The sequence below is a fragment of the Pollutimonas rozaliensis genome (assembly GCF_048751585.1).
Taxonomy (GTDB): domain Bacteria; phylum Pseudomonadota; class Gammaproteobacteria; order Burkholderiales; family Burkholderiaceae_B.
In genome coordinates this window covers 246,710-269,126 of the sequence record NZ_JAZHOB010000010.1, presented here as the reverse complement: position 1 = coordinate 269,126, position 22,417 = coordinate 246,710, and the positions used below count along the sequence as shown (strand labels likewise).

The window sequence follows — 22,417 nt, the reverse complement described above, 5'->3', positions numbered from 1 at the left end:
GACTGGGGACATCGGCATTCGCTCCATTAAGCTCGTTCTTCGCAAAAACAAGTTTAATGAATGCCGCTTGTCCCCCGCTTATGATGGAGAGCCCAAATTTGTATGGTTTCGATGGATGAGGGAAAACTTGACGTGCCCGTCCATCCGCAGCATTTCAGCCCGCCAGTGCGGGCTTTTTTGTGCTAAAAACGCTGTACAAATAAACAGTAACCCTAGGGCACATCCATGACATACACCATATCCCTTCAAGACGCCCCCGCAGATATCACCGAACGCGCCAGGCGCGATGCCGAAGATCGGTTCCGACGAACACTGGAGCGCGCCCTGGGCGGCCCTGATGCCGTTCTGATTGCGCGCCGCGCATGGCAAGCCGCCGAAGACACAGCGGAAACGGAAATGATTGCTGAAGATATCGCGCTGGCCAAGCAATGGATTACGGCAGTTGCGCGAGCTCGAAATGACGGATTCCGGGAGATGGGCGAGACGGAAGCGTGGTTTGAAGTTAGGGTGGAGAAATAACGCCATGCTCAAAGTGATCGCCCAGGACTTTATCCGCCCGGACAGACTGGCAGAGGTTGTCCTTCTATATCGCGAACTGGTCGAGAAGACCAAGAAGGAGCCGCTCTGCATCTCATACGACTTGTTCGTCGACCAGAAAGATCCTGGCCACTTCGTGTTTGTCGAAGAGTGGCCGGACCGCGCAGCACTGGATGCCCACTGTGCATCCGAGCATTTCAAGCGGCTTGTCCCTCTTATTAACTCTCATCAGCGCAAGAATGGAACATTTCTGCTGATGGATTTATTCGAATGATCACCGCTCGCATTATCGCCTCATCACGTCGAGTCCGTTCGCGGAGCATCCAATACCAAAGGTCCGACGGGTTGGCGCAATGGCTCTCCGTTTGACAAACATCACGCCTCTAAGTACAAAGTCGCTGGCAGGCGGAAACCGTGGCACTGCGTGGACCTTATCTAAACTACCGGGACGGGCCGGCTCTTAAATTGCACAAGAGCTTGCATGCTCGACGGAGTTTCAGGTGTTTACATTAAGCCCGATTAAAAGACGCGTTGTTTACGTGTCAGTCTTTGAAATCATCGCCATCATTCTTTCCACTTTATTTTTAATGGCGCTAAGCGGAACAGACGCCAAAGGTTCAATGCCCGTTGCAGTCATGGTATCGGTCGCTGCCGTTGTCTGGAACTACCTATATAACGCTGCGTTTGAGTCGTGGGAGCAAAGAAATAGCATTAAAGCTCGAACCTTTTGGGTACGTAGTTTGCATGCCAGTGGTTTTGAAGGCGGACTCATCCTGATTTGCCTGCCGATTTACATGCTTTGGTACGACGTCGGGCCCTGGAAGGCTTTCAAAATGGAACTGGCCTTGCTTCTGTTCTTTCTAATTTATACCTTCGTCTTCACTTTGATTTTTGACAAAGTGTTCACTCTTCCCCGGCATTCGCCACAAGAAGAGGGCCCCGCATGACAAGCAAGCGAGCGGAAGCTCCGAACACGTGATTTTCGTCGTAACAAGCAAAGACCGCTCACACGCGACGACAAGGACGCTTCAACTTGCTCTTCAATTGCGCTATAAGGTTTATCTCAATACAAAGTGGGAACAATCATGGCTCTCCCGATCCCTCCAGCCGTCCTCAAATGGCTGCTCGTCCTGTTGCAGCCGCAAATCGAAGCATTAGTAAAGGAAATCGCGAATATAGTGGGCGGTAAGTTAAAAAATATGGTTGCTCGCACCAAGGACAGAGCTGCGCATACCCAAGAAAAAGCCGATGAAGCGAACGCCCTTGCAAACCGAGTAAAAGACAGCGATCCAATCGAGGCGGCCCGCCAACGGGGACGCCAAGAGGCATATGACGAAATGGCCAAGGCGCTCGACATTGACGCCAAAGACTTGGAATCCATAAGGACCAGCCTCCACCGTGAACTCGCCGACAGAGAGCGGCAATTTACCGAACGTCTTCGCCTGGCCGCCAAGAAATCTGATCGAACGGATGAGTGACGGGAGGGCTATGCATGCCATTCACAATAAAAAACCGCCCGGAGGCGGTAAATTGCTTATGGCTATGCTCAGTCGCGATCCGGGTGCAGGAATCGATAGATAATCGCACCGACAACTCCTCCCACCAAGGGAGCCAGCCAAAATAACCAGAGTTGTTCGATCGCCCAAGTTCCCTGGAACAGGGCCACACCCGTAGACCGCGCAGGGTTAACCGAAGTGTTTGTAATAGGTATGCTTATAAGGTGTATCAAGGTAAGCGAGAGGCCAATGGCAACTCCTGCCAAGCCGGCATGGCCACCCTTGTGAGTAGCACCCATAATGATGAATAGAAAGAAGGCCGTAAGGACAATCTCCGCTATCAACGCAGCGGTAAGGCTGTAGTTGTCGGGTGAGTGTTCCCCATAGCCATTTGAAGCAAACCCGCTGACCGGATCAAATCCTGCTTTGCCGGTTGCGATTAAATAAAGCACCGCGCCGGCCAAGATGCCGCCTACCACTTGCGCTACGACATAAGGCACTAGCTCACGGGCCGGAAAACGCCCGCCCGCAACCAGCCCGAGCGTGACTGCCGGATTAATGTGGCAACCGGAAACCTGCCCAATGGCGTAGCACATGGTCAGCAACGTTAAGCCGAAGGCCAGCGCCACACCTGCAAAGCCAATACCCAATTCGGGATATGCCGCCGCAAACAAGGCGCTTCCGCAGCCTCCAAATACCAACCAAAAAGTGCCCAGCGATTCTGCGGCGCACCGCCTTGCCAAAGACATGACATTGTCCTGTTAGTGTTTTCGATGCACATGAGTCTATAGACAAACGTCGACAACCACCACTGGGTAAACGCAAACAAGTGTCAAGCTATTATCCGCCCCCTTCCGGCACAACAGGGACCGTGGGCACGCAACTTGCCTCGTACCGGCACATACCGCTTGAACGCGGCCGGCCCCGATGCAAGGACACTTACCCCGGAGATATGCCATGACACAAGATCAGAAGCCCAAAACTCCTTCGCAGGATCCGGAGCAAGGCAACGAGATCGACCCTCGCCTGAAAGAGCCCGCCAGTCCCGGGCAGTATCGGTCGGGGATAGACGAACCCGGCAAACCTAGCAAGAAAAACCCCGGCCATGCCAACCCGGCTCACAACACGCCGGGGCACGCCCGCCAGGATGAGCCCGGACAGCAGGATCCGGGGCAGCCCAGCCAAGGCCGGACGCAAAGCTATCCCGGCATCAAGGGGCCCAAAGCGCGCGCCCTTGAAGAAGATAGCCCAATGAGCAAGGAACAAGCGGAAAGCGGGATCAAAAAGGACCCGCGCTCCGAGTTGGGATTGAAGTCTCCCATCAAGGAGTCAGAAGGTGCCAGTCAACGGATGAACCGGCAGGAATCCCAAGGGCGCAAAGCAACGCAGTTCAATGGCAACCCAAATCCGCAAGGAGCGCACTCTTCAGCCCTGAAACCCAAGGATGACACACCCGCAAAACTGGATAAATCCGAAGGGCCTCGCAACGATCAATAGCGGCTTCGCAAAGCAGGCCCCCCGGCGCCTTAAGATGCCAGCCCGTTTCCATAGGCCTTTAAGCGGTCAACGGAACATGGGCATGGCCCTTCACGGCACAGACTATTTTCGCTTGGGGTCCGATTGCGAAGCGCCTCCTTTTGAAGATCCGGTGCCGAATGGCGACACTGGAACAGCCGGTTTGGGCGGCTGTTTAGGTTTCTTGGCTTCTTTATTGCCGCGAACTTGGCCTTTTGCCATGGTGTGTACTCCCCGAATAACGTGTGGTGTATGCAAGGCGCATGGCATAGCATACGCGCATTCTGCTTCTTTACCAGCTCGTCCGGCCGATACCCACAGATTGTGCGGGATTGATCGCTTCGGTCAAACCAGTTCCAGAACCTCGGTTACCGGTTTCCGAGGTTTCTGGGGCCAATTTCCGGCCGTTGGATATCCTACGGTGACCACGATGGCGGGGACGTCGGCGGCTGTCAGATCAAACTCCTGCGCCAACCTGTCCATGTCGAATCCTATCATCGCCCCCGACGCCAGACCCATGCCTTCGGCGGCCAGCATCAGGGTCATGGCCGCCAGCGAAGCCGAGCGTATCGCTTCGTCGCGCTGCAGGCCAGGATTGGCGGCGTGTGCGCGAACCGCCTGTGCTTTCCAGTTATCCGCCGCTTGCCGGTCCATGATGCCGGCCTCCACCGAAGGCTCGAGGACGCGCGCCAATTTCTCGTGCGCCGCCAAGGTGCCGCAGATTATGAATGCCACCGATGCATCGGCGACTTTCTGCTGGCCATATGCCACGGCCTTCAGGCGCGCCTTGGCCTGCGCGGAACGCACGGCAATGAACCGCCAGTTCTGAAAGTTGTAGGCCGAAGGCGCGCGCGTGGCCTGGGCAACCAGCGACTGGATTACGTCGTCGGACAGTGTGCGGTCAGGGTCGTAGTAGTTAACGGAAACACGCGATTCGATCGCGCGTTGAATCGGATTAGGCATGGGAACACTCCATGGAAGCAGTTGAAAAATGCCGATGGCGCGCCATCACTTGGACCGGGCCATCGCCCACTGAACCGTCAGTACGCTGGCGAGCACCATAAGCAGGCCCGCCAGGGATGTTCCCCGCATGGACTGCCCCAACAAAGTCCATCCGAGTATCACGGCAGTCAGGGGGCTCAACAACCCCAGCGATGACGCCGCCACAGGCGATAACCGGGCGACTCCCCGGAACCACAGCGCGTAAGCCAGCAACGCACCGGCGATGCATAGATAGGAATACGCCATTACTTGCAGTCCAGACAAGACCCGAAGCGGCGCATCCGCCAGCAAGGCCACCGGCGCCAACATCAGGCCTCCAGCCAGCAGTTGCCAACCTGTCAGCGCCAATATCGGCATGCCCATCTTCCAGCGACGTGTGAGGTAAGTGCCGGCGGCCATACTCGCCGCAGCTGCCAGCGCCGCTGCAATGCCCACCGGCTCCCAGACCGTGGCGGGCGATAGCAGCAGAACCGCCATGCCGAAAACACCAAGAACGCTGGCCCACACGACCAACAGCGCAGGAGCGCGCCGTTCCACGCTCCAGGCCAGCGCCATCACGAGCAACGGCTGGACAGCCCCCACCACGGCCGCCAGACCGCCGGGCAAGCGATAGGCCGCCACAAAGAGCAGGGCCTGGAAGACGCCGATGTTCAACGCGGCAAGCGCAAGCAGACGCCTCCACTCCGTCCGGGCCGGACAGCGCCTGATCAAAAGAACCAACAGCAGGCCTGCGGGAAACACTCGGATAAAAGCCGCCGTGAAGGGACGATCAGGGGGCAGCAGTTCCGAGGTGACAATATAGGTGGACCCCCAGATAATGGGCGCCAAAGCGGTCAATAGGATGTCGCCCCACGCGATGTAAGAAGGATGCCTTGCCATGAAACTATCTTCAATTCAAGATAAAATTGAAGTGTGAATGCAAACTATCTTGAAGTCAAGACAAATAGGAATACACCATGCGAAAGCGACAGCCCGACGCGGTAGACACCATTCTTGAGCAATGGCGACAGGAACGCCCTGATCTGGATGCCAGCCCCATGGGTCCGATAGGACGCATCAAACGTTGCGCCGCGCTGCTTCAGCGTCGGCTGGACGATACGTTTGCGAAGTTCGGTATGACGGGCTGGGAGTTTGACGTCCTGGCGACGCTGCGGCGGTCTGGAAAGCCGTATTGCCTGGCGCCAACAGCATTGTTTTCGTCTCTGATGGTAACGTCCGGCACCATGACGCATCGGCTTCAACGGCTTGAGGCCAACGGATTGGTGCAACGGGTGCCCAATAGCAAGGACGCGCGCAGCATGCTGGTGCAGTTGACGCCAGCCGGACTGAAGCTGATTGATCGCGCCGTGAAGGCGCATATCGAAAATGAACGCAACATCCTGGGCTTGCTGCCGCCCACCACACTGGCCGGGCTGGACCATCATCTATCGGAGCTGCTATCGACATTGGAGGGTCCCGATGACAGTATTTCTTAGAACGGCCAAAGGCCCGCGACGCGCTGGACTGGATCGGCATGAACATTTCTGAACGGATCCGCTCGTGGGCGCGCCGCATCAAGCGCGATGGCGTAACGCTTTGGTTCGCTTGCAAGCATCCAGGCACTCCCCTGCTGGCCAAGGCGCTTTGCGCGATCATCGTCGCCTATGCGCTGAGCCCTATTGATCTGATCCCGGACTTCATACCGGTTCTGGGCTATCTGGACGATGTCATCATCCTGCCTGTCCTTATTTACCTGGCAATCAAGCTGGTGCCCGAACGCGTGCTGACCGAGTGCCGCGCCAAAGCCGCCGAGTGGTTGGAACGCGAGGGACGCGGACCACGAAGCAATTGGGGCATCCTGTTCGTGGTCGGGATGTGGGCCGCCGCCTGCTGGGCGCTGTGGCGCTATGCATGGCTGCCCTACTTATCCACATAAACTGTGCATAAGCCCAGGGATAACCCTAGGGCAATCTCTGAGCGCCCAATAAACACGCGGTCTCGAGGTTCCCTGGTCAAGAACTGCCAAGAAAGCCTTGGAACCCTTCCCCTCCTTCCCTACTCCTTGGGCAAAGCATAGGCGATGACATCGTCGCCCGCCTTGGTGCCCAGGGAGCCATGACCGCCCGCCACGACCAGCAAGAATTGCCGCCCATCGGCGCCGGTGTAAGTCATGGGCGTGGCCTGCCCCCCCGCCGGAAGCCTGCTCTGCCACAGCTGTTTTCCGTTGCTGAGATCATAGGCGCGTACATAGTAATCCAGCGTGCCCGACAGGAAGGCCACTCCCCCCGCGGTGATGATGGGTCCGCCCAGATTGGGCACGCCCATCTTGAAGGGCAAGGGCAGAGGCGAACTGTCGATGACGGTTCCATTCTTGTGCTTCCAGGCTATCTTCCCGTTGGTCAGATCCGCTCCAGCCACATATCCCCAGGGCGGTTCCTGGCAAGGCAGGCCAAGCGCGGAGGTGAAGGCGCTAAGCTGCACTGCATAGGGGGCGCCGAAGTTTTCGTTCAAGGCCGGCAGGCTGTCTTGCGGACGGCTTCCGCCCTGCACATACAAGGTTTTATCGTCCGCCCGCGGCACCAGACGCGATATGAAAGCCAGATAGGTCGGTGTCGTAAAGGCCACCTGGCGCTGCGGATCGACGGCGATGCCGCCCCAGTTGAATACACCGAAATTTCCCGGATACACCAAGGTGCCCTGGATCGACGGCGGCGTATAACGGCCTTCATAGCGCAGTGTCCCGAGCTCGATGCGGCAGGCCAATTGATCGAACATGGTCGCGCCCCACATGTCGGCTCCCGTCAATGGCGGCGGATCGTACGACAAGGCGGAAACGGGTTGCGTGGGCGCCAGGCGCTCTCCCTGCGTCGCGCCTTGCGGAGCCGGCGCCTCGGTAACGGGCAGCACGGGCTTTCCGGTAAGGCGGTCAAGCACATAGAGCTCGCCCTGCTTGGTGGGCTGCACCAGCGCGTGCACTGTTTTCCCGCCGACAGTCAGGTCAATCAGACTGGGCTGCGCCGGCACATCGTAATCCCACAGATCGTGATGCACCGTCTGGAATACCCAACGCACGCGCCCGGTGTCCAGATCCAACGCCACCACCGAGGACGAATAGCGTTCAACCGCCGGACTGCGCTCCGCGCCCCATTGATCGGGAGGTTGATTGCCCAACGGCACATAGACCATGCCCAGGGCTTCGTCCACACTGGAAATCGACCAGCTATTGGGAGAATTCGCGGTGTATGTTTCCCCCTCGCCGATCGGGGCGGTGTCATCCGGATTGCCGGAGTCCCAGTTCCATACCAGCTCGCCGGTATTGACGTCGAAAGCGCGTATTACGCCGGACGTTTCCTTCGTCGAGACGTTATCCAGCACTGTCCCGCCGACGATGAGCAGGGATTTGGTCACGACCACAGGCGAGGTTGAATAATATCCGCCCGGATTGACATTGGGCATGTTGCGCCACAAGTTTATCTGCCCCGTCCCGCCTCCGAAATCCCGGCAGACCGAGCCGCTCTCGGGATCAAGCGCAATGATGCGTCCATCGGCTGTCGGCATGAAGAGCTTGGCCGCACAATGATCGACGGCCGGTCCGGCTTGCGCCGCAACGGGCAGGCCGATATCCGGCCCCGCTGCGGCGCCGGCCGCCGGAGTCGCCGGCCGCGGCGTGGATGGCGCCGCCCCGCCGGCTTGCGCCGGATGGTAGGAAAGACCGCGGCAGGTCAAATGCTGCAAGGCCAGTTTGCCGCGTATTTGGGGATCGTATCGCCAGACTTCCTTGCCTGTGGTCGCATCCAGCGCAATCACCGACTGATGCGGCGTGCAGAAGAAAAGCCGGTTGCCGATTTTCAGCGGTGTCACCTCGAACGTGGTTTCCACCGGGTCGCCCGGCCGGCCCCGTACATCGCCCGTCTCGTAATGCCAGACCTCTTCCAGCCTGCCGACATTCTGTGGCGTGATCTGCGTCAAAGGCGAATAACGCTGGCCATGGCCTGTGCGCCCATAGGCATGCCACTCGCCCGCTGGAACACCTTCGGCATCGGCGGCAAGCTGCGCACGCGCGGCGGGCAGCTCGCCTTCGATCTTATGCGGGTCCACAAACCACGAGGCAATCGCGACAAGCAGGAACAATCCCAGGGACAGCACCAAGGGCCAGGCGGCGCGCCGCGCCGCCGCCTCATGCTGCATCTGTGCTTCATGATTGGCCCGCTTGCGGCGAACGAGAGACCGCGTAACCCATGGCGTCAATAGAAACAGGCCGAGCAGAAAGAGCACATCGCCGCGCGCGGCCAGGGGCCACCAGTCCAGGCCCGCTTCCCACAAGGCCCACGCCACCGTGGCCACGACAAGCAAGGCATAAAGCCAAAGCGCTTCAGGTATACGCTTTGCCAGCATGATGGCGATTGCAATCAGGACGGCTCCCGACAGCAAGTAATACCATGAGCCGCCAAGGGCCGCGAGCCATATGCCGCCTATCAGCAAGGCGATTCCAAAGAGCCCGTTAAGGCATACGGCTGCAATCAGGGCGGCGCTTCGTTGCGTGCTAGGCATGATCATTCCTCGTTAAGCTGGATGAAAGCTAAGTGGATATGATTCAGCAGCAAATTCAATGCCTGCAATCAGGCGCGCCTGCGCAACTCAGGCTGTTATGGCGGGCAAGTGTCCGCGCCCATGCGGGTCGTCAAGATTCAGCACCGGTCCCGCCGGCACGATGCCATTGGGATTAATAGTGCGATGGCTGCAATAGTAATGCTGCTTGATGTGCTGAAGGTTCAGCGTGGCGGCAACGCCCGGCCATTGATAAAGTTCGCGTGTATACGCCCACAAGTTGGGGTAATCGACCAGCCTTCCAAGATTGCATTTGAAGTGGCCGTGATACACGGCATCAAAGCGAATCAGCGTCGTGAACAGGCGCCAGTCCGCTTCGCTGATGCGCTGACCGAGCAAATAGCGTTGACCGGCAAGCAGGGACTCAAGCCCATCCATCGAGTCGAACAGCTTACGGACCTCGCGCTCGTAAACCCCCTGGTCTGTCGCAAAGCCGGCCTTGTATACCCCATTGTTGATCGTTTCATAAACGTGTGCGTTGATGGCATCGATGCGCGCAAGCATATCGGCCGGCGCATAATCGCCGGGCCTGGCGCCCAGTCCGTCGAAGGCGGAATTGAACATCCGGATGATTTCGGATGATTCATTGTTCACGATGGCATTCTGGTGAGAATCCCACAACACAGGCACGGTTACGCGGCCGGTGTAGTCTGGCCGGGCCCGCAGATAAACTTCGTACAGATAATCGGCCTGGCCGTATGGATCGGACACGACACCAGGCGCGGGCTCGAACGTCCAGCCGTTTTCACCCATATAGGGATGGACCGTCGAGACTCCTATCATGTCTTCCAGGCCTTTCAGGGCGCGAAAGATCAAGGTGCGATGCGCCCATGGACAGGCCAGCGATACATACAAATGATAACGCCCTGCCTGAGCGGGAAAACCGCCGTGGCCACTGGGACCGGGAGCGCCATCGGGGGTAATCCAATTGCGGAACTGCGTATCGCTACGCACGAAATTGCCCCCCGTGCTCGAGGTGTCGTACCACTGATCGGTCCACTTTCCGTCCACCAACAGACCCATGATGTTTCTCCCGATCGATTAAGCGCTCCGCCCTGCCATGCATTTGCATAATAGCAAGGCCGTGGAGCCATGGAGCGCGGGCCGCCAGGGCCCGACGCGGGATTAGCCGAACAGCTTGTTGGCCACCTGGGCGATATGCTCGCCCTGGAAGCGCGCGCCCGCCAATTCGTTTTCCGAAGGCTGGCGCGAACCGTCGCCGCCGGTCAGGGTGGTGGCGCCGTAGGGGCTTCCGCCGGTTATTTCGTCCAGGGTCATCTGGCCCTGGAAACTGTATGGCAAGCCGACGGTGATCAGGCCGAAGTGCATCAGGTTGGTCAGGATGGAGAACAAGGTGACTTCCTGGCCGCCGTGCTGCGTGGCGGTCGATGTAAAGGCGCCACCCACTTTACCGTTCAGCGCGCCGCGCGCCCAAAGGCCGCCGGCCTGGTCCAGAAAATTAGCCATCTGCGACGACATGCGGCCAAAGCGCGTACCGGTTCCAACAATGATGGCATCGTACTGTTCGAGCTCTTCGATTTTGGCAATGGGCGCTTCCTGATCCAGCTTGTAATGGGACGCCTTGGCGACCGCCTCGGGGACCAGCTCCGGAACGCGCTTGATATCGACCGTGGCGCCCGTGCCGCGCGCGCCTTCGGCCACCGCCTTGGCCATCGTTTCTATGTGCCCATACGCCGAATAATAAAGAACCAGTACTTTTGCCATTTGAATAATTCCAGTCGTGATTAAAGGTTGTTGAATCGCTTCCGGCTCCATCGAAGGTAGTACGGGGCCTAGCGCTTACCTATTCTATTAGAATGAAAATCAGACTAGAAGGGTCAACGGTGGATATAATAATTCCAATTATGGAACAATAAAGCGGAATATGAGCTTGAATGCCAACGACCTCATCCTGTTTGCCCGCATCGTCGAAGCGGGCAGTTTCTCGCGCGCGTCCGAGCGTACCGGGCTTCCCAGGTCCACTTTGTCGCGGCGCATTACCGCACTTGAAAGCCTGCTGGGCCAGCGCCTGCTGACACGCAGCACACGCAGGCTGGCAATTACCGAATTCGGGGAAAGCATGCTCAAGCATGCCAAGCGACTGGTGGATGAAACCGAAGCCGCCGCCGCGCTGGCCCTGCATCAACAGGAAACGCCGCAGGGCACCTTAAGGGTATCGCTGCCACCCGAATTCCATGAACTGGAACTCGTACCCTTCCTGACCCGGTTTGCGAAAACATACCCGCAGGTCCGGCTCGAATTGGATCTGTCATCGCGGCGCGTGGACCTTATCGCCGAACGTTTCGACGTTGCCATCCGCATTGCCAACCAGTTGCCCGACGACAGCACGCTGGTTGCCAGAAAGCTTACGACACTGCACAACGGCCTGTATGCAAGCCCAGGCTATCTGGCCGGGCGCGGCACCCCGACCGACCCTTCAGACCTGCTCCGTCATGCGGGGCTGGTGCTGATAACCAGCAACGGCGAACCGCAGCCGTGGAGGCTGTCCCGCGGAAACGAGCACAGGGAAGGCTTCCCGGACAGCACCGTGTCGGCAAATTCACTGGGACTGCAGCGCACGCTGGCCGTGGAGGGCATGGGTATAGTAGGCTTGTCCGAACGCTATGCAAGCCCTTTGGTGGAGCAAGGCCTTCTTACGCGCATATTGCCCGATTGGCAGCTACCCACCATGACCGTATGGTGCGCAACGCCCGGCCGGCGCCTGCTGCCCGCTCGCAGCAAGGCATTCATCGAGACGTTCACGGAAGTGCTGGAGAATGGCCAGGGCATCTGACGTCAGGCTCGGTGCGTACGCAGCCAGTCTCGCAGCGCATTGTTCATGCGTGTTTGCCAGCCCTCGCCTCCCGACTTGAACGCCGCAATGATATCAGCGTCATAACGTACTGTTAATGCCACTTTTGGAGATGAAAGGCGCGGCCGCCCCACCTTTCTCAACTTCCCGAATTCGGCTTCGGTCAACTCATAAGTATCCGGGTCGGCTGCAATACCCGTATCTATCGCGGCATCCTCCAATCTGCCGGGGACAGTCAGTTTATGTTTGCCGGACATAATTTCGCACCTCTCTGCTGTTTGCTTTACGCATGCTAATGATATGCATGGAACCGCTACGCTGCGTAAATACTACCGGATCGAATGTGATTTTCATGGCTCTATTTATTGTAGTTACAAAAATATGAAGAATCAATAAATACAAGAGATGTGAAAATCAAACGCTCTAAGGCACTGCCCACAGATCGCCTATTCGTATTACAACGCGGCGCCCGAGACCGTACTAGCGGTAACAGCCAACAGTGCTAGCATAGCCACCTTCACGTCTTCACTGACAATTCAAATAATAAGGGTCGGGCATCTGTGGGCAACTGGTTCAAGATTTCGCATATTTCCGCCGGCTTCATCGCCGTGCTGGTTGGCTATACCAGTTCGGTGGCGATTATCTTCCAGGCGGCCAGCGCCGCGGGCGCCACGCCCGCCGAACTGAACTCATGGATGTGGGCGCTGGGCATAGGCATGGGAGCCAGCTGCATAGGCCTGTCCTTGCGTTACCGCAGCCCGATTCTGACCGCCTGGTCCACACCGGGCGCGGCGTTGTTGGTCACCAGCCTATCGGGCCTGACCATGAGTCAGGCCATCGGCGTGTTTCTGTTTTCGTCTCTGCTGATCACGATCAGCGGCATTACGGGCTGGTTCCAGAAGATCATGCAGTATGTGCCCCGGCATATCGCCGCCGCCATGCTGGCCGGCATACTGATACGTTTCGGCATGGATCTGTTTACCGCCATGCAGACCCAATGGCTGATGGTGGGCCTGATGTTCATTGCCTTCCTGTTGGGCCGGGCCTGGCTGCCGCGCTACACCGTTCCCTTGTCGCTGGCGGTGGGCATGCTGTCCGCCGGCTCGCTGGGCCTGATCCACCTAGAAGCCTTGAGTTGGACGCCGGCAACGCCCTTGCTGATGCCGCCCGATTTCTCGGTATCGGCCCTGATCGGCGTGGGCATTCCCCTGTTCATTGTGACCATGACATCGCAGAACGTGCCGGGGCTGGCCGTGCTGCGGGCCAATGGCTACGAGACGCCCGCCTCACCGCTGATAGGCTGGACCGGCGCCGCCGGCTTGATCCTGGGACCCTTCGGCGGCTTCTCCTTCAACCTTGCCGCCATTACCGCCGCCATCTGCATGAGCAAAGACGCCGACCCCGATCCCTCCCGACGCTATCTGGCCTCGGTCTGGGCCGGTGTTTTCTATTTGTTCACGGGCGTCTTCGGCGCGACGGTGGTGGGCCTGTTCGCCGCCTTCCCGACCGAGCTGGTCGCGGCGATCGCCGGCCTGGCCTTGCTGGGCACCATAGGCGGCAGCCTGGCCGGCGCGCTGGCCGATGAGCATGGCCGCGAAGCCGCGCTGGTTACCTTCATATGCACGGCTTCGGGCATGGCCTTCATGGGTATAGGCAGCGCCTTCTGGGGCCTTGTGTTTGGACTGTGCGTCCACGCAATAGCGCGGCGCCGCAGCCAGGCCTCATGACTTGCCGAAACCGACCGTGATCCCTTCAGCCTCGAGCGCCTTGCGTATGGCCTTGGCAAATACCACGGCTCCGGGCTGATCGCCATGGATGCACAAGGTGTCGGCATCGACATCGATGTCCGCGCCCTGAACGGTACCGACCTTCCCATCCTTGATCATGCGCAGCACCTGGCGTATGGACGCATCGGGGTCTTCGATCATGGCATTGGGCTGCTTGCGCGGCGTCAGCGAGCCGTCGCTTTGGTAGGTACGGTCGGCGAACACTTCCTGCGCCACGGTCAGCCCCGCACTCCGGGCCGCGTCGACCTGCACGCTTGAGGCCAGCGCATAAAGCACCAGCGATGGGTCCACATCATGCACCGCCTGAGCGATGGCGGCCGCCAGCTCGGCGTTCCCGGCGGCCATGTTGTACAGCGCGCCATGGGCTTTTACGTGACGAAGCCGGCCGCCCTGGCTGGCGGCCACGCCGGCCAAGGCGCCCACCTGCACCACCACGATGTCGTAGGCGTGCTCGGGACTGATATCCATATTGCGGCGGCCGAAACCGGCCAGATCGGGCAAGCCCGGATGCGCGCCCAGCGCCACGCCGTGCCGGATGGCCGCGGCGACGGTCTTGCGCATGGTTGCGGGGTCTCCGGCATGAAAGCCGCAAGCGATATTGGCCGAGGTCACATAGGGAAGGATCTCTTCATCCTGGCCCATTTTCCAGGCGCCAAAGCTCTCGCCCATGTCACAGTTCAAATCGATGGACCAAGCCATGAGTCGCCTCCGTACGCGTATGACCGTTACTGTCGTTTATCGATGATAAAGCAAAAACAAAGGCCCGGAGCGCCGACCATGACCGATCGAAGCTCCGGGCCCGCGCTCGCCGAGGCTAGCGCGCCCTTGCGGTTTAGAAGAAGCCCAGTGCGTTCGGACTATAGCTGACCAGAAGGCACTTCGTTTGCTGGTATGCCGACAAGGCCATCTTGTGGTTTTCGCGGCCTATGCCCGACTTCTTGTAGCCGCCGAAAGCGGCATGAGCGGGATACAGGTTATAGCAGTTGGTCCATACTCTGCCCGCCTGGATCCCGCGGCCCATGCGATAGGCGCGCGTACCGTCGCGCGTCCATACGCCGGCGCCCAGGCCATAGAAGGTGTCGTTGGCCAGTTCCAGGGCGTGCTCTTCATCCTTGAAGGTCATGACCGATGCCACGGGACCGAAGATTTCCTCCTGGAATACGCGCATGCTGTTATTGCCGAACAAGAGCGTGGGCTTCACATAGAATCCGCCATCCAGGCCTTCGCCCGGCGCATTGCGCGCGCCTCCGGTCAGGCATTGCGCTCCCTCCTGCCGTCCGATATCGATGTAGGACAGTATCTTGTCCATTTGCACCTGCGATACCTGGGCTCCCACCATCGTCTTGCTATCCAGCGGATGGCCTGTCTTGATCGCCTCGACACGCTTGACCGCCCGTTCGATGAACTTGTCGTATATCGACTCTTGTATGAGTACGCGCGATGGGCAGGTACATACTTCGCCCTGGTTCAGCGAAAACATCGCCAGCCCTTCCAAAGCCTTGTCGAAAAATGCATCGTCGTGATCCATGACGTCGGCAAAGAAAATATTGGGACTCTTGCCACCCAGCTCGACGGTGGTGGGAATGAGGTTGTCGGCCGCGGCATGCAGGATATGCTTGCCGGTGGGCGTGGAGCCCGTGAAGGCCAGCTTGGCGATGCGATCGCTGCTTGCCAGCGCCTGGCCGGCCTCTTTGCCGAAACCGTTCACGATATTCAGCACGCCCGGCGGCAGCAGGTCGCCGATCAGCTCCGCCAGCACCAGTATGGATGCGGGGGTCTGTTCGGCCGGCTTGAGCACGACGCAGTTGCCAGCGGCCAGCGCCGGCGCAAGCTTCCATGCAGCCATCAGCAAGGGGAAATTCCATGGAATGATTTGCCCCACCACCCCCATGGGTTCATGGAAATGATAGGCCACGGTGTCGTTGTCGATCTCGGAGATGCCCCCTTCCTGCGCGCGTATGCAACCGGCGAAATAGCGCAGGTGATCGATGGCCAGGGGCACGTCGGCCGCCATGGTTTCACGCAGCGGCTTGCCATTGTCGATGGAGTCCGCCACGGCAAGCACCTTCAGATTCTGTTCCATCTTGTCGGCGATGCGCAGCAAAATGTTGGCGCGCTCCGTGGTCGAGGTTTCGCCCCACTTGCGGCGGGCGGCATGCGCGGCATCCAGCGCCAATTCGATGTCGGCCGCATCCGAACGCGGCACTTCGCAGAATGTTTCGCCGCTTATCGGCGAAACGTTGTCGAAGTAATTTCCCGCCACGGGCGGCACCCATTTGCCGCCGATATAGTTTTCATAGTGGCGCTTATAGGGGAATTCGACATCAATGCCGAAGTACTTCAATTGGGTCAGATCCATGCTTGTCTCCTGGTCATTAAAGGCGCCGTGCAGTACGGAGCCGTATTCCGGTCAAAGCAATATGCATGCCAGCGCTGCGCCGGATAGGCAAGGCGCGGCGAAAGGAGTATGGTTGAACTGTTCCCGCGACTCCGCTGACAGGAACAATCTTTTTCAAACAGACAGTTGTCGCACAACGCGACATCCGTTGACCGGGTTTGCGACAGCCCCGGCGCATAACGCGACACTCCGGAGACCTTACGGCATGAACTCGCTCACGCCCGCCGTATCACGATCCCTGCATGGACATGCCGCCGCTCATTGGGCCGCAGCCATTCAACGCTCATGGGAACGCTGTGCCGCCATCGACTCGACCCTGCATGCCGATCCCGACCCCATGCCGCGCGCCGACCTTCAGGCACGCCGCGAACAGCATGCGCCTGTCCTCCAGGCGGCCCAGCCCGAACTCGAAACTCTGGCGGCACTGGTCGCCAGCGCCAAAAGCGTCGTCCTGCTGGCCGACGCGGCCGGCGTCATCCTGCAGGAAGCCGGCAGCACCGAATTTCTGCGCAAGGCCGAGCGCGTCGCCTTGCGGCCGGGAGTCAGTTGGGCCGAGTCACTGCGGGGAACCAACGCCATCGGCACGGCGCTGATCGACGGGGCCGCCACACGCGTCCACGGCCGCGAGCATTTCCTTGAACTGAACAGCATACTCAGTTGCCATGCGGCGCCCATCCTTTCCCCGCGCGGCGAAATCCTGGGTGTGCTGGATATTTCCAGCGAAGCCACCACCTTGCACGCCTATGCCCTTGGACTGGCGCAGATGTGCGCCACCCAGATCAGCAACCGCTTGCTGGACAACACCGATGCACGCCTGCACAAGCTGGTTTTTCAGCGCCAATCGTCCTTGCTGGACTCCACCGAGCGCGCCATTTTGCTGCTCGAAGATGAATGCATAGTGGGCGCCAACGCCGCAGCCCTGCATTTGCTGGAAACCGACTGGAGCCTGCTGAACAGCTCGATCCATGCCTGGATGGAAGGCTGGTCCGGACTGGACGAAGCGCCAAAACCCGTCCATACCCGATCCGGCATGTCGCTGCTGGCTAGCTTGCGACACGGCAGAAATAGCATCGCCTCGGTCGGAAAAACACCCTTAGTCCAAATCAACCCGCGTCCGGCCCGCCCTGCCGCCGCAAGCCCGGCAAACAGGCAGGCTGAACTACCCGCGCTGGGCCGGGATGTGGACCAGATCCTGACTCACGCCCTAAGCGCCATGAGCGCGGGGCTGGCCATCTTGCTGCAAGGCGAAACGGGAGCCGGTAAAGAAATCTTCGCCCGTCATCTGCACGCACGCAGCGAATGGAGGGGCGGTCCCTTCGTGGCCGTCAATTGCGGCGCCCTGCCCGAGGGCCTGATTGAATCCGAATTGTTCGGCTACGAGGCGGGCGCATTCACCGGGGCGCGGCGCGAGGGCTCGCTGGGACGTCTGCGCGAGGCCCATGGCGGCATTCTTTTCCTGGATGAGATCGGCGATATGCCTTTGCTGCTGCAGACCCGCTTGCTGCGCGCATTGCAGGAACGCGAGGTGCAACCGCTGGGGTCGGACAAGCGTATTCCGGTTTCGTTCGGCGTCATCAGCGCAAGCAACCGGAATCTGGCAGCCATGATACGGGACGGCGCCTTCCGAGCCGATCTGTTTTATCGTCTTCAAGACTACAAGGCGACCTTGCCGCCCCTGCGCGAGCGCGGCGGACTGCGCCAGTTTCTATGCCGGGAATTTGCTCGCCTGGGCGGCGCCGAACGCGCCATGACGCTGGCCGATTCCGCGCTGGATGCGCTGGCGGACTACGCATGGCCCGGCAATTACCGCGAAATGCAAAGCACGCTGCGCAATGTGCTTTTCCTGAAGCCGGCCGGCAGTCTGGTCCAGGCCGCCGACCTGCCCCACGAGATCCGGGTAGGCGAATCGCCCAGGGTACAGCCGATGTCCGATGCCGATGCGCAAGCCAGGCACGGTATCCAATCCCTCGCCGCGGACTCGGCCGACGCAACCCTGCGCGACATCAACGAGCAAGCCATACAGCGCGTCCTCGATGAATGCCGACACAACATCAGCAAGGCCGCCGGCATACTGGGCGTGCATCGCAGCACGCTTTACCGCTATCTGGCTCGCTCTAGAAACGCGCCACCCACTGCGCATAAGCGTCCATAAACCGTTTGAGCAGGGCTTGTCCCGTTTCTGTCAGCTCGCCGGCAGGGTCGAACAGCTTGTCGGCCTGGCTAAGATAGGTCTCGGGATTGGGCATGCAATAGATGTTCAGGCAGGTCAGCGACTGGCGCAGGTGCTGGCTTGCTCCGTACGCGCCCTGCATCGACGGCGACGCGCTGATGATGGCGCCGGGCTTGCCGCTCCAGACGCTCTTGCCATAGGGCCTGGACCCGATATCCACGGCATTCTTCATGGCTGCGGGCATCGACCGGTTATGTTCGGGCGTGGCGAACAGCACGCCGTCCACCGCCGCTATCGCGTTCCGGAATTCGGTGTAAGGCGCGGGGGAATCCGCGTCGTAATCCTGGTTGTACAAGGGCAGATGCCCGATCTCGACGATCTCCATCGACAGGGTATCGGGCGCCAGCCCGATCAAGCCCTGCGCCACCTTGCGATTGATCGAATCCTTGCGCAAACTGCCGACGATGACGGCTATGCTTTTTACTTTGCTCACAATAATCCTTAAAAAAAATCGACTGCTAAACAAAGACCGGGCCAGATCAGGCTGAAGAGGCATCCAGTCCGATCTCGACCAGCCAACACTCAAAGCCCCAGAAATTTGAATGGCTCAGCCTGCTTGAATTGATCGTTGGCCATGCCGGAGTAGATGCTTGCCTGATTGGGACCCAAATCAAGCGTCAAGACCTTTCCCGTCTTCTCCGAAAAATCCAGTTTATCCAGATCGACCCAAAAAACATTCGGTGTCAACGCCGATTCAAAAAAATACCGTTTGCGCTTCTGGTCGGCGACCGTGCGCCAGCGCGTCGAAGAAATATTGGGCTGGTCAGGCGTAGTGAGGCCATAGGGGACGGAAACATTGCGGATCACCGAAAAGACGCTGGCGATGGATTCGATTTCGTTCGTACTTTTCGGAATTGCGTTCACGTAAAACATGGCGCGCGCATACCTGTCAGAGGCACGGTTCGTGCCGGGCAACATGACGGTTCCGCCAATCTGCTTCCAGTACTCCTCCATGGCAATCTGTTTTTCGAAGAGCGGCGAATTGGTCATGACTTGATAGCTGCGGCTATGGTGAATGACCTGATTGCCATCGATATATTCAATAATTGCACTGTCGCCCGAAGCATCCGAAAGCGAGAGATGTAAAGTGGCGAGCCGTTTTTCGCCAGGCACATTGTCCGTTACCAGGGTGAAAGGCTGCTTGCGCAGGACATCCACTGCAGCCTGAACGGTGGCAAAGTTATCAAGGACATACTGCGCCCAGGCGGCAATCGACAGACCGGGCGTCGTGCCGTCGTATTCCGGATAAGAGGATTCCACGAGCCACAGCACATTGGCGACCAGGCCGGCCTCGTTCAAGCCATCCGTGGTGGAGATATCGTAGCCCGACGCTATTACGCTGCCGTATTTCGACGTCCACTGAATCGAGTTTGGCCCCGCCTCTCCGGAACGCTGCATGCCGCGCGGAAATACCCACAGATTCGTTCCGACATCCGTTTTCCAGTCCATGGAACGCGCTGTGATGACCTCATCGCCCGCGCCATGGTAGACAAAGCGCGTGCAGGCCTGTGCCGATGCGGCAAGCATGCTTGCGGATGCCAGCGCGGCGGTGCAGAAAGCGGTGAACGAATGAGTCCTGAGCGGCATGCAGGCTTCCAAATAAAACATTATAGAAATGCGTTGAATTCAGTCTACGTGCAGTATACGTAAACTATGAACATAAGGCCGCGCGCAAAAAAAAGCGGCATGCCGAAGCATGCCGCTTTTTCGCCTAGCCTATTTAAGGCTTACTGCCCTTCAAGGAAGCTCTTGAGCTTGTCGGCGCGGCTGGGATGGCGCAGCTTGCGCAATGCCTTGGCCTCGATCTGACGAATACGCTCGCGCGTGACGTCGAACTGCTTGCCGACTTCTTCCAGGGTCTGGTCGGTGCTCATTTCGATGCCGAAACGCATGCGCAAAACCTTGGCTTCACGCGGCGTGAGCGAGTCCAGGACCTCTTTGACGACATCGCGCATGGAGCCATGCAAGGCCCATTCGGACGGCGACAAGGTGCCCGTGTCTTCGATGAAATCGCCCAGATGGGAATCATCGTCGTCGCCGATCGGGGTTTCCATCGAAATGGGTTCCTTGGCGATCTTCAGGATCTTGCGCACCTTGTCTTCGGGCATGTCCATTTTCTGGGCCAGGGTCGCGGGATCGGGCTCGGCGCCGGTCTCCTGCAGAATCTGGCGATTGATACGATTCATTTTATTGATCGTTTCAATCATGTGCACCGGAATACGGATGGTGCGGGCCTGGTCGGCGATCGAGCGCGTGATGGCCTGCCGTATCCACCATGTGGCGTAGGTGGAGAACTTGTAGCCGCGGCGATACTCGAACTTGTCCACCGCTTTCATCAAGCCGATATTGCCTTCCTGGATGAGATCCAGGAACTGCAAGCCGCGGTTGGTGTACTTCTTGGCAATGGAAATGACCAGTCGCAGATTGGCCTCGGTCATTTCGCGCTTGGCCTTGCGGGCCTTGGCCTCGCCGGTGGCCATACGCTTGTTGACGTCCTTGAGGTCTTTCAGCGGCAGCACCACGGCGGATTGCAGGTCGATCAGCTTTTGCTGGATTTCCTGGACGGCGGGAATATGGCGCTCGAGCGTTTCCGAATACGGATGGCCGGCCGCCACTTCGTCCAGCACCCAGTTCAGGTTGGTTTCGTTGCCCGGGAAGGCCTTGATGAAGTAGGCGCGCGGCATGCCGGCACGGTCCACGCAGGCGTGCAGCACGGCACGTTCGAGCTTGCGTACTTCAGCCACCTGCTCGCGCAGGGTATCGGCCAGCTTCTCGACCATCTTGGCCGTGAACCGCACACCCATCAGTTCGTTCAGTATCGCTTCCTGAGCCTGGATGTATTCCTGGGCCTGGTAGCCGTCGCGCTCGAACGCCTTGCGCATCTTGCTGAACCATTCGTTGATGACCTCGAACTTCTTCAACGCCTTGGTGCGCAGGTATTCCAGCTGCTTGCTGCTCATGCCGCCGGCCGGGCCGTCTTCGTTCTCGTCGTTGTCGACCGAAACGCCGGCACCGGCGTATTCCTCGCCTTCCTGGTCTATCAGGCCGTCGACGACTTCATCGATCTGGGCCGCGCCATCGCGGACGCGCTGCACGTACTGCAGGATCTCGTTGACCGTGGTCGGGCAGGCGGCAATGGCCATGACCATGTGCTTCAGGCCGTCTTCGATGCGCTTGGCGATTTCGATCTCGCCTTCGCGGGTCAGCAGCTCGACCGTCCCCATTTCACGCATGTACATGCGCACGGGATCGGTGGTGCGGCCGAAATCGGAATCGACCGTCGTCAATGCCGCTTCGGCTTCGTCCTCGACGTCGTCATCGCTGGATGCGACGGGCGCATTGTCGCTCATGAGCAGGGTTTCGGCGTCGGGAGCCTGGTCGTAGACCGAGATGCCCATGTCGCTGAATGTGCTGATGATGCCATCGATGGCTTCGGCGTCGACCAGGTCGTCGGGCAGGTGATCGTTGATCTCGCCGTACGTCAGGTAGCCGCGATCCTTGCCCAGCTTGATCAGGACCTTCAGGCGGTTGCGGCGCGCTTCCTGCTCTTCGGGCGTCATCTGGTTGCGCGCGGGAACGTCCTTGTCGCCCTTGCCGCGCTTGCTGCCGCGCTTGGGCAGGGGCTTGAGCTCGGGGATGACCTCGGCGTCGCCCGAATCGTCATCGTTGAAATCGGCTGAATCGTTGTTGGCGTTCTTGGCGGGGCGGCCGGGACGGCGCCCCGTAGGCACCTTGGCGGGGCCTTTGGCGGCCTTCTTCGCCACGGCGCCGTCCGCCGGCTTGGCAGCGGTTTTCGCGACCGGCTTCTTATCGGCGGCAGCCGTCGTGGGGGCCGCTTTCTTGGCGACCGTCTTGGATGCGACAGCCTTCTTGGCCGGCGCTTTCTTGGCCGCAGCCTTGACGGCGGTCGCTTTCTGGGCGGTGGCGCTTCCCCCAACCTTTACTGCTGTCTTGTCGGCACTTTTGCTGGCCGCCACAGTTTTTGTTGCTATCGCAGTCTTCTCGGACACCGGGGGGGTTTTACCAGTAACTTGGGTCATAGTCGCTTCCGTA

Annotated in this window: 22 protein-coding genes and 1 pseudogene; 10 read left to right on the top strand and 13 right to left on the bottom strand. The window is 59.3% G+C overall.

Annotated elements, in window-relative coordinates; genetic code table 11:
• Window positions 1–225 precede the first annotated feature (225 nt).
• The 4 genes from V0R37_RS19465 (at window position 226) to V0R37_RS19450 (ending at window position 2,015) form a co-directional block, all read left to right on the top strand.
• Complete coding sequence (locus tag V0R37_RS19465; RefSeq protein WP_420376122.1) at window positions 226–519, top strand: hypothetical protein; 294 nt, start codon at window positions 226–228, stop codon at window positions 517–519.
• A gap of 4 nt (window positions 520–523) precedes the next feature.
• Complete coding sequence (locus V0R37_RS19460) at window positions 524–811, top strand: putative quinol monooxygenase (RefSeq protein ID WP_420376121.1); 288 nt, start codon at window positions 524–526, stop codon at window positions 809–811.
• Window positions 812–1,037: 226 nt separating this feature from the next.
• Window positions 1,038–1,484: a PACE efflux transporter gene (locus tag V0R37_RS19455; RefSeq protein ID WP_420376120.1), complete on the top strand. Its 447-nt coding sequence runs from the start codon at window positions 1,038–1,040 to the stop codon at window positions 1,482–1,484.
• A 138-nt stretch (window positions 1,485–1,622) separates the two neighbouring features.
• Window positions 1,623–2,015: a hypothetical protein gene (locus tag V0R37_RS19450; RefSeq protein WP_420376119.1), complete on the top strand. Its 393-nt coding sequence runs from the start codon at window positions 1,623–1,625 to the stop codon at window positions 2,013–2,015.
• Window positions 2,016–2,083: 68 nt separating this feature from the next.
• On the opposite strand, the gene aqpZ is transcribed toward V0R37_RS19450, so the two are convergent.
• The gene (gene aqpZ, locus V0R37_RS19445; RefSeq protein WP_420376118.1) at window positions 2,084–2,782 is read right to left on the bottom strand and encodes an aquaporin Z; all 699 of its coding nucleotides are present in this window, start codon (window positions 2,780–2,782) and stop codon (window positions 2,084–2,086) included.
• A 208-nt stretch (window positions 2,783–2,990) separates the two neighbouring features.
• Between aqpZ and V0R37_RS19440 the strand changes: the two genes are divergently transcribed.
• Window positions 2,991–3,530 (top strand): hypothetical protein, encoded by a 540-nt coding sequence (locus tag V0R37_RS19440; protein WP_420376117.1) that lies wholly within the window; start codon window positions 2,991–2,993, stop codon window positions 3,528–3,530.
• A 363-nt stretch (window positions 3,531–3,893) separates the two neighbouring features.
• Here the strand turns inward: V0R37_RS19440 and V0R37_RS19435 are convergent, their stop codons facing one another.
• Both V0R37_RS19435 and V0R37_RS19430 read right to left on the bottom strand, forming a co-directional pair.
• Window positions 3,894–4,511 carry a nitroreductase family protein gene (locus V0R37_RS19435; protein WP_420376116.1) on the bottom strand — a complete coding sequence of 206 codons (618 nt, stop codon included), beginning with the start codon at window positions 4,509–4,511 and terminating at the stop codon, window positions 3,894–3,896.
• Between the two features lie 45 nt (window positions 4,512–4,556).
• A complete protein-coding gene (locus tag V0R37_RS19430) occupies window positions 4,557–5,429 on the bottom strand; it encodes an EamA family transporter (RefSeq protein ID WP_420376115.1) in 873 nt (290 codons plus the stop codon).
• A gap of 77 nt (window positions 5,430–5,506) precedes the next feature.
• Here V0R37_RS19430 and V0R37_RS19425 point away from each other — a divergent pair, with 77 nt between their 5' ends.
• Together V0R37_RS19425 and V0R37_RS19420 are read left to right on the top strand one after the other, a co-directional pair.
• Window positions 5,507–6,025: a MarR family winged helix-turn-helix transcriptional regulator gene (locus tag V0R37_RS19425; protein WP_420376114.1), complete on the top strand. Its 519-nt coding sequence runs from the start codon at window positions 5,507–5,509 to the stop codon at window positions 6,023–6,025.
• 38 nt (window positions 6,026–6,063) lie between these two features.
• Window positions 6,064–6,465: a YkvA family protein gene (locus V0R37_RS19420; protein ID WP_420376113.1), complete on the top strand. Its 402-nt coding sequence runs from the start codon at window positions 6,064–6,066 to the stop codon at window positions 6,463–6,465.
• Between the two features lie 119 nt (window positions 6,466–6,584).
• Here V0R37_RS19420 and V0R37_RS19415 read toward each other — a convergent pair whose 3' ends face one another.
• From V0R37_RS19415 to wrbA, 3 genes are all read right to left on the bottom strand, one after another.
• Window positions 6,585–9,080 carry a glucose/quinate/shikimate family membrane-bound PQQ-dependent dehydrogenase gene (locus V0R37_RS19415; protein WP_420376112.1) on the bottom strand — a complete coding sequence of 832 codons (2,496 nt, stop codon included), beginning with the start codon at window positions 9,078–9,080 and terminating at the stop codon, window positions 6,585–6,587.
• An 87-nt stretch (window positions 9,081–9,167) separates the two neighbouring features.
• Window positions 9,168–10,160: a glutathione S-transferase family protein gene (locus V0R37_RS19410; protein ID WP_420376111.1), complete on the bottom strand. Its 993-nt coding sequence runs from the start codon at window positions 10,158–10,160 to the stop codon at window positions 9,168–9,170.
• Between the two features lie 102 nt (window positions 10,161–10,262).
• Window positions 10,263–10,862, bottom strand: a complete 600-nt coding sequence (wrbA, locus tag V0R37_RS19405) for an NAD(P)H:quinone oxidoreductase (protein WP_420376110.1) — start codon at window positions 10,860–10,862, stop codon at window positions 10,263–10,265.
• A 160-nt stretch (window positions 10,863–11,022) separates the two neighbouring features.
• On the opposite strand from wrbA, the gene V0R37_RS19400 reads away from it, so the two are divergent.
• On the top strand, window positions 11,023–11,931 hold the full coding sequence (locus tag V0R37_RS19400) for a LysR family transcriptional regulator (RefSeq protein ID WP_420376109.1): 909 nt from the start codon (window positions 11,023–11,025) through the stop codon (window positions 11,929–11,931).
• A gap of 2 nt (window positions 11,932–11,933) precedes the next feature.
• Here the strand turns inward: V0R37_RS19400 and V0R37_RS19395 are convergent, their stop codons facing one another.
• Both V0R37_RS19395 and V0R37_RS19390 read right to left on the bottom strand, forming a co-directional pair.
• Window positions 11,934–12,206, bottom strand: a complete 273-nt coding sequence (locus V0R37_RS19395; RefSeq protein ID WP_420376108.1) for a BrnA antitoxin family protein — start codon at window positions 12,204–12,206, stop codon at window positions 11,934–11,936.
• Window positions 12,190–12,282, bottom strand: a pseudogene (locus V0R37_RS19390) (BrnT family toxin); the annotation flags it as partial. The gene V0R37_RS19395 and the pseudogene V0R37_RS19390, both read right to left, overlap by 17 nt.
• Window positions 12,283–12,509: 227 nt before the next feature.
• Between V0R37_RS19390 and V0R37_RS19385 the strand changes: the two are divergent.
• Window positions 12,510–13,676 carry a benzoate/H(+) symporter BenE family transporter gene (locus tag V0R37_RS19385; protein ID WP_420376107.1) on the top strand — a complete coding sequence of 389 codons (1,167 nt, stop codon included), beginning with the start codon at window positions 12,510–12,512 and terminating at the stop codon, window positions 13,674–13,676.
• Here V0R37_RS19385 and V0R37_RS19380 read toward each other — a convergent pair.
• Both V0R37_RS19380 and exaC read right to left on the bottom strand, forming a co-directional pair.
• Window positions 13,671–14,435 carry a LamB/YcsF family protein gene (locus V0R37_RS19380; RefSeq protein ID WP_420376106.1) on the bottom strand — a complete coding sequence of 255 codons (765 nt, stop codon included), beginning with the start codon at window positions 14,433–14,435 and terminating at the stop codon, window positions 13,671–13,673. The genes V0R37_RS19385 and V0R37_RS19380 overlap by 6 nt on opposite strands.
• A gap of 133 nt (window positions 14,436–14,568) precedes the next feature.
• A complete protein-coding gene (exaC, locus tag V0R37_RS19375; RefSeq protein WP_420376105.1) occupies window positions 14,569–16,095 on the bottom strand; it encodes an acetaldehyde dehydrogenase ExaC in 1,527 nt (508 codons plus the stop codon).
• A gap of 244 nt (window positions 16,096–16,339) precedes the next feature.
• Between exaC and V0R37_RS19370 the strand changes: the two genes are divergently transcribed.
• The gene (locus V0R37_RS19370) at window positions 16,340–18,286 is read left to right on the top strand and encodes a sigma-54-dependent Fis family transcriptional regulator (RefSeq protein ID WP_420376104.1); all 1,947 of its coding nucleotides are present in this window, start codon (window positions 16,340–16,342) and stop codon (window positions 18,284–18,286) included.
• Here V0R37_RS19370 and V0R37_RS19365 read toward each other — a convergent pair.
• The 3 genes from V0R37_RS19365 to rpoD form a co-directional block, all read right to left on the bottom strand.
• On the bottom strand, window positions 18,249–18,797 hold the full coding sequence (locus V0R37_RS19365) for an NADPH-dependent FMN reductase (RefSeq protein WP_420376103.1): 549 nt from the start codon (window positions 18,795–18,797) through the stop codon (window positions 18,249–18,251). The genes V0R37_RS19370 and V0R37_RS19365 overlap by 38 nt on opposite strands.
• An 89-nt stretch (window positions 18,798–18,886) precedes the next feature.
• Window positions 18,887–19,891, bottom strand: a complete 1,005-nt coding sequence (locus tag V0R37_RS19360) for a linear amide C-N hydrolase (RefSeq protein ID WP_420376102.1) — start codon at window positions 19,889–19,891, stop codon at window positions 18,887–18,889.
• Between the two features lie 200 nt (window positions 19,892–20,091).
• The gene (gene rpoD, locus V0R37_RS19355; RefSeq protein ID WP_420376101.1) at window positions 20,092–22,404 is read right to left on the bottom strand and encodes an RNA polymerase sigma factor RpoD; all 2,313 of its coding nucleotides are present in this window, start codon (window positions 22,402–22,404) and stop codon (window positions 20,092–20,094) included.
• Window positions 22,405–22,417: the final 13 nt, after the last annotated feature.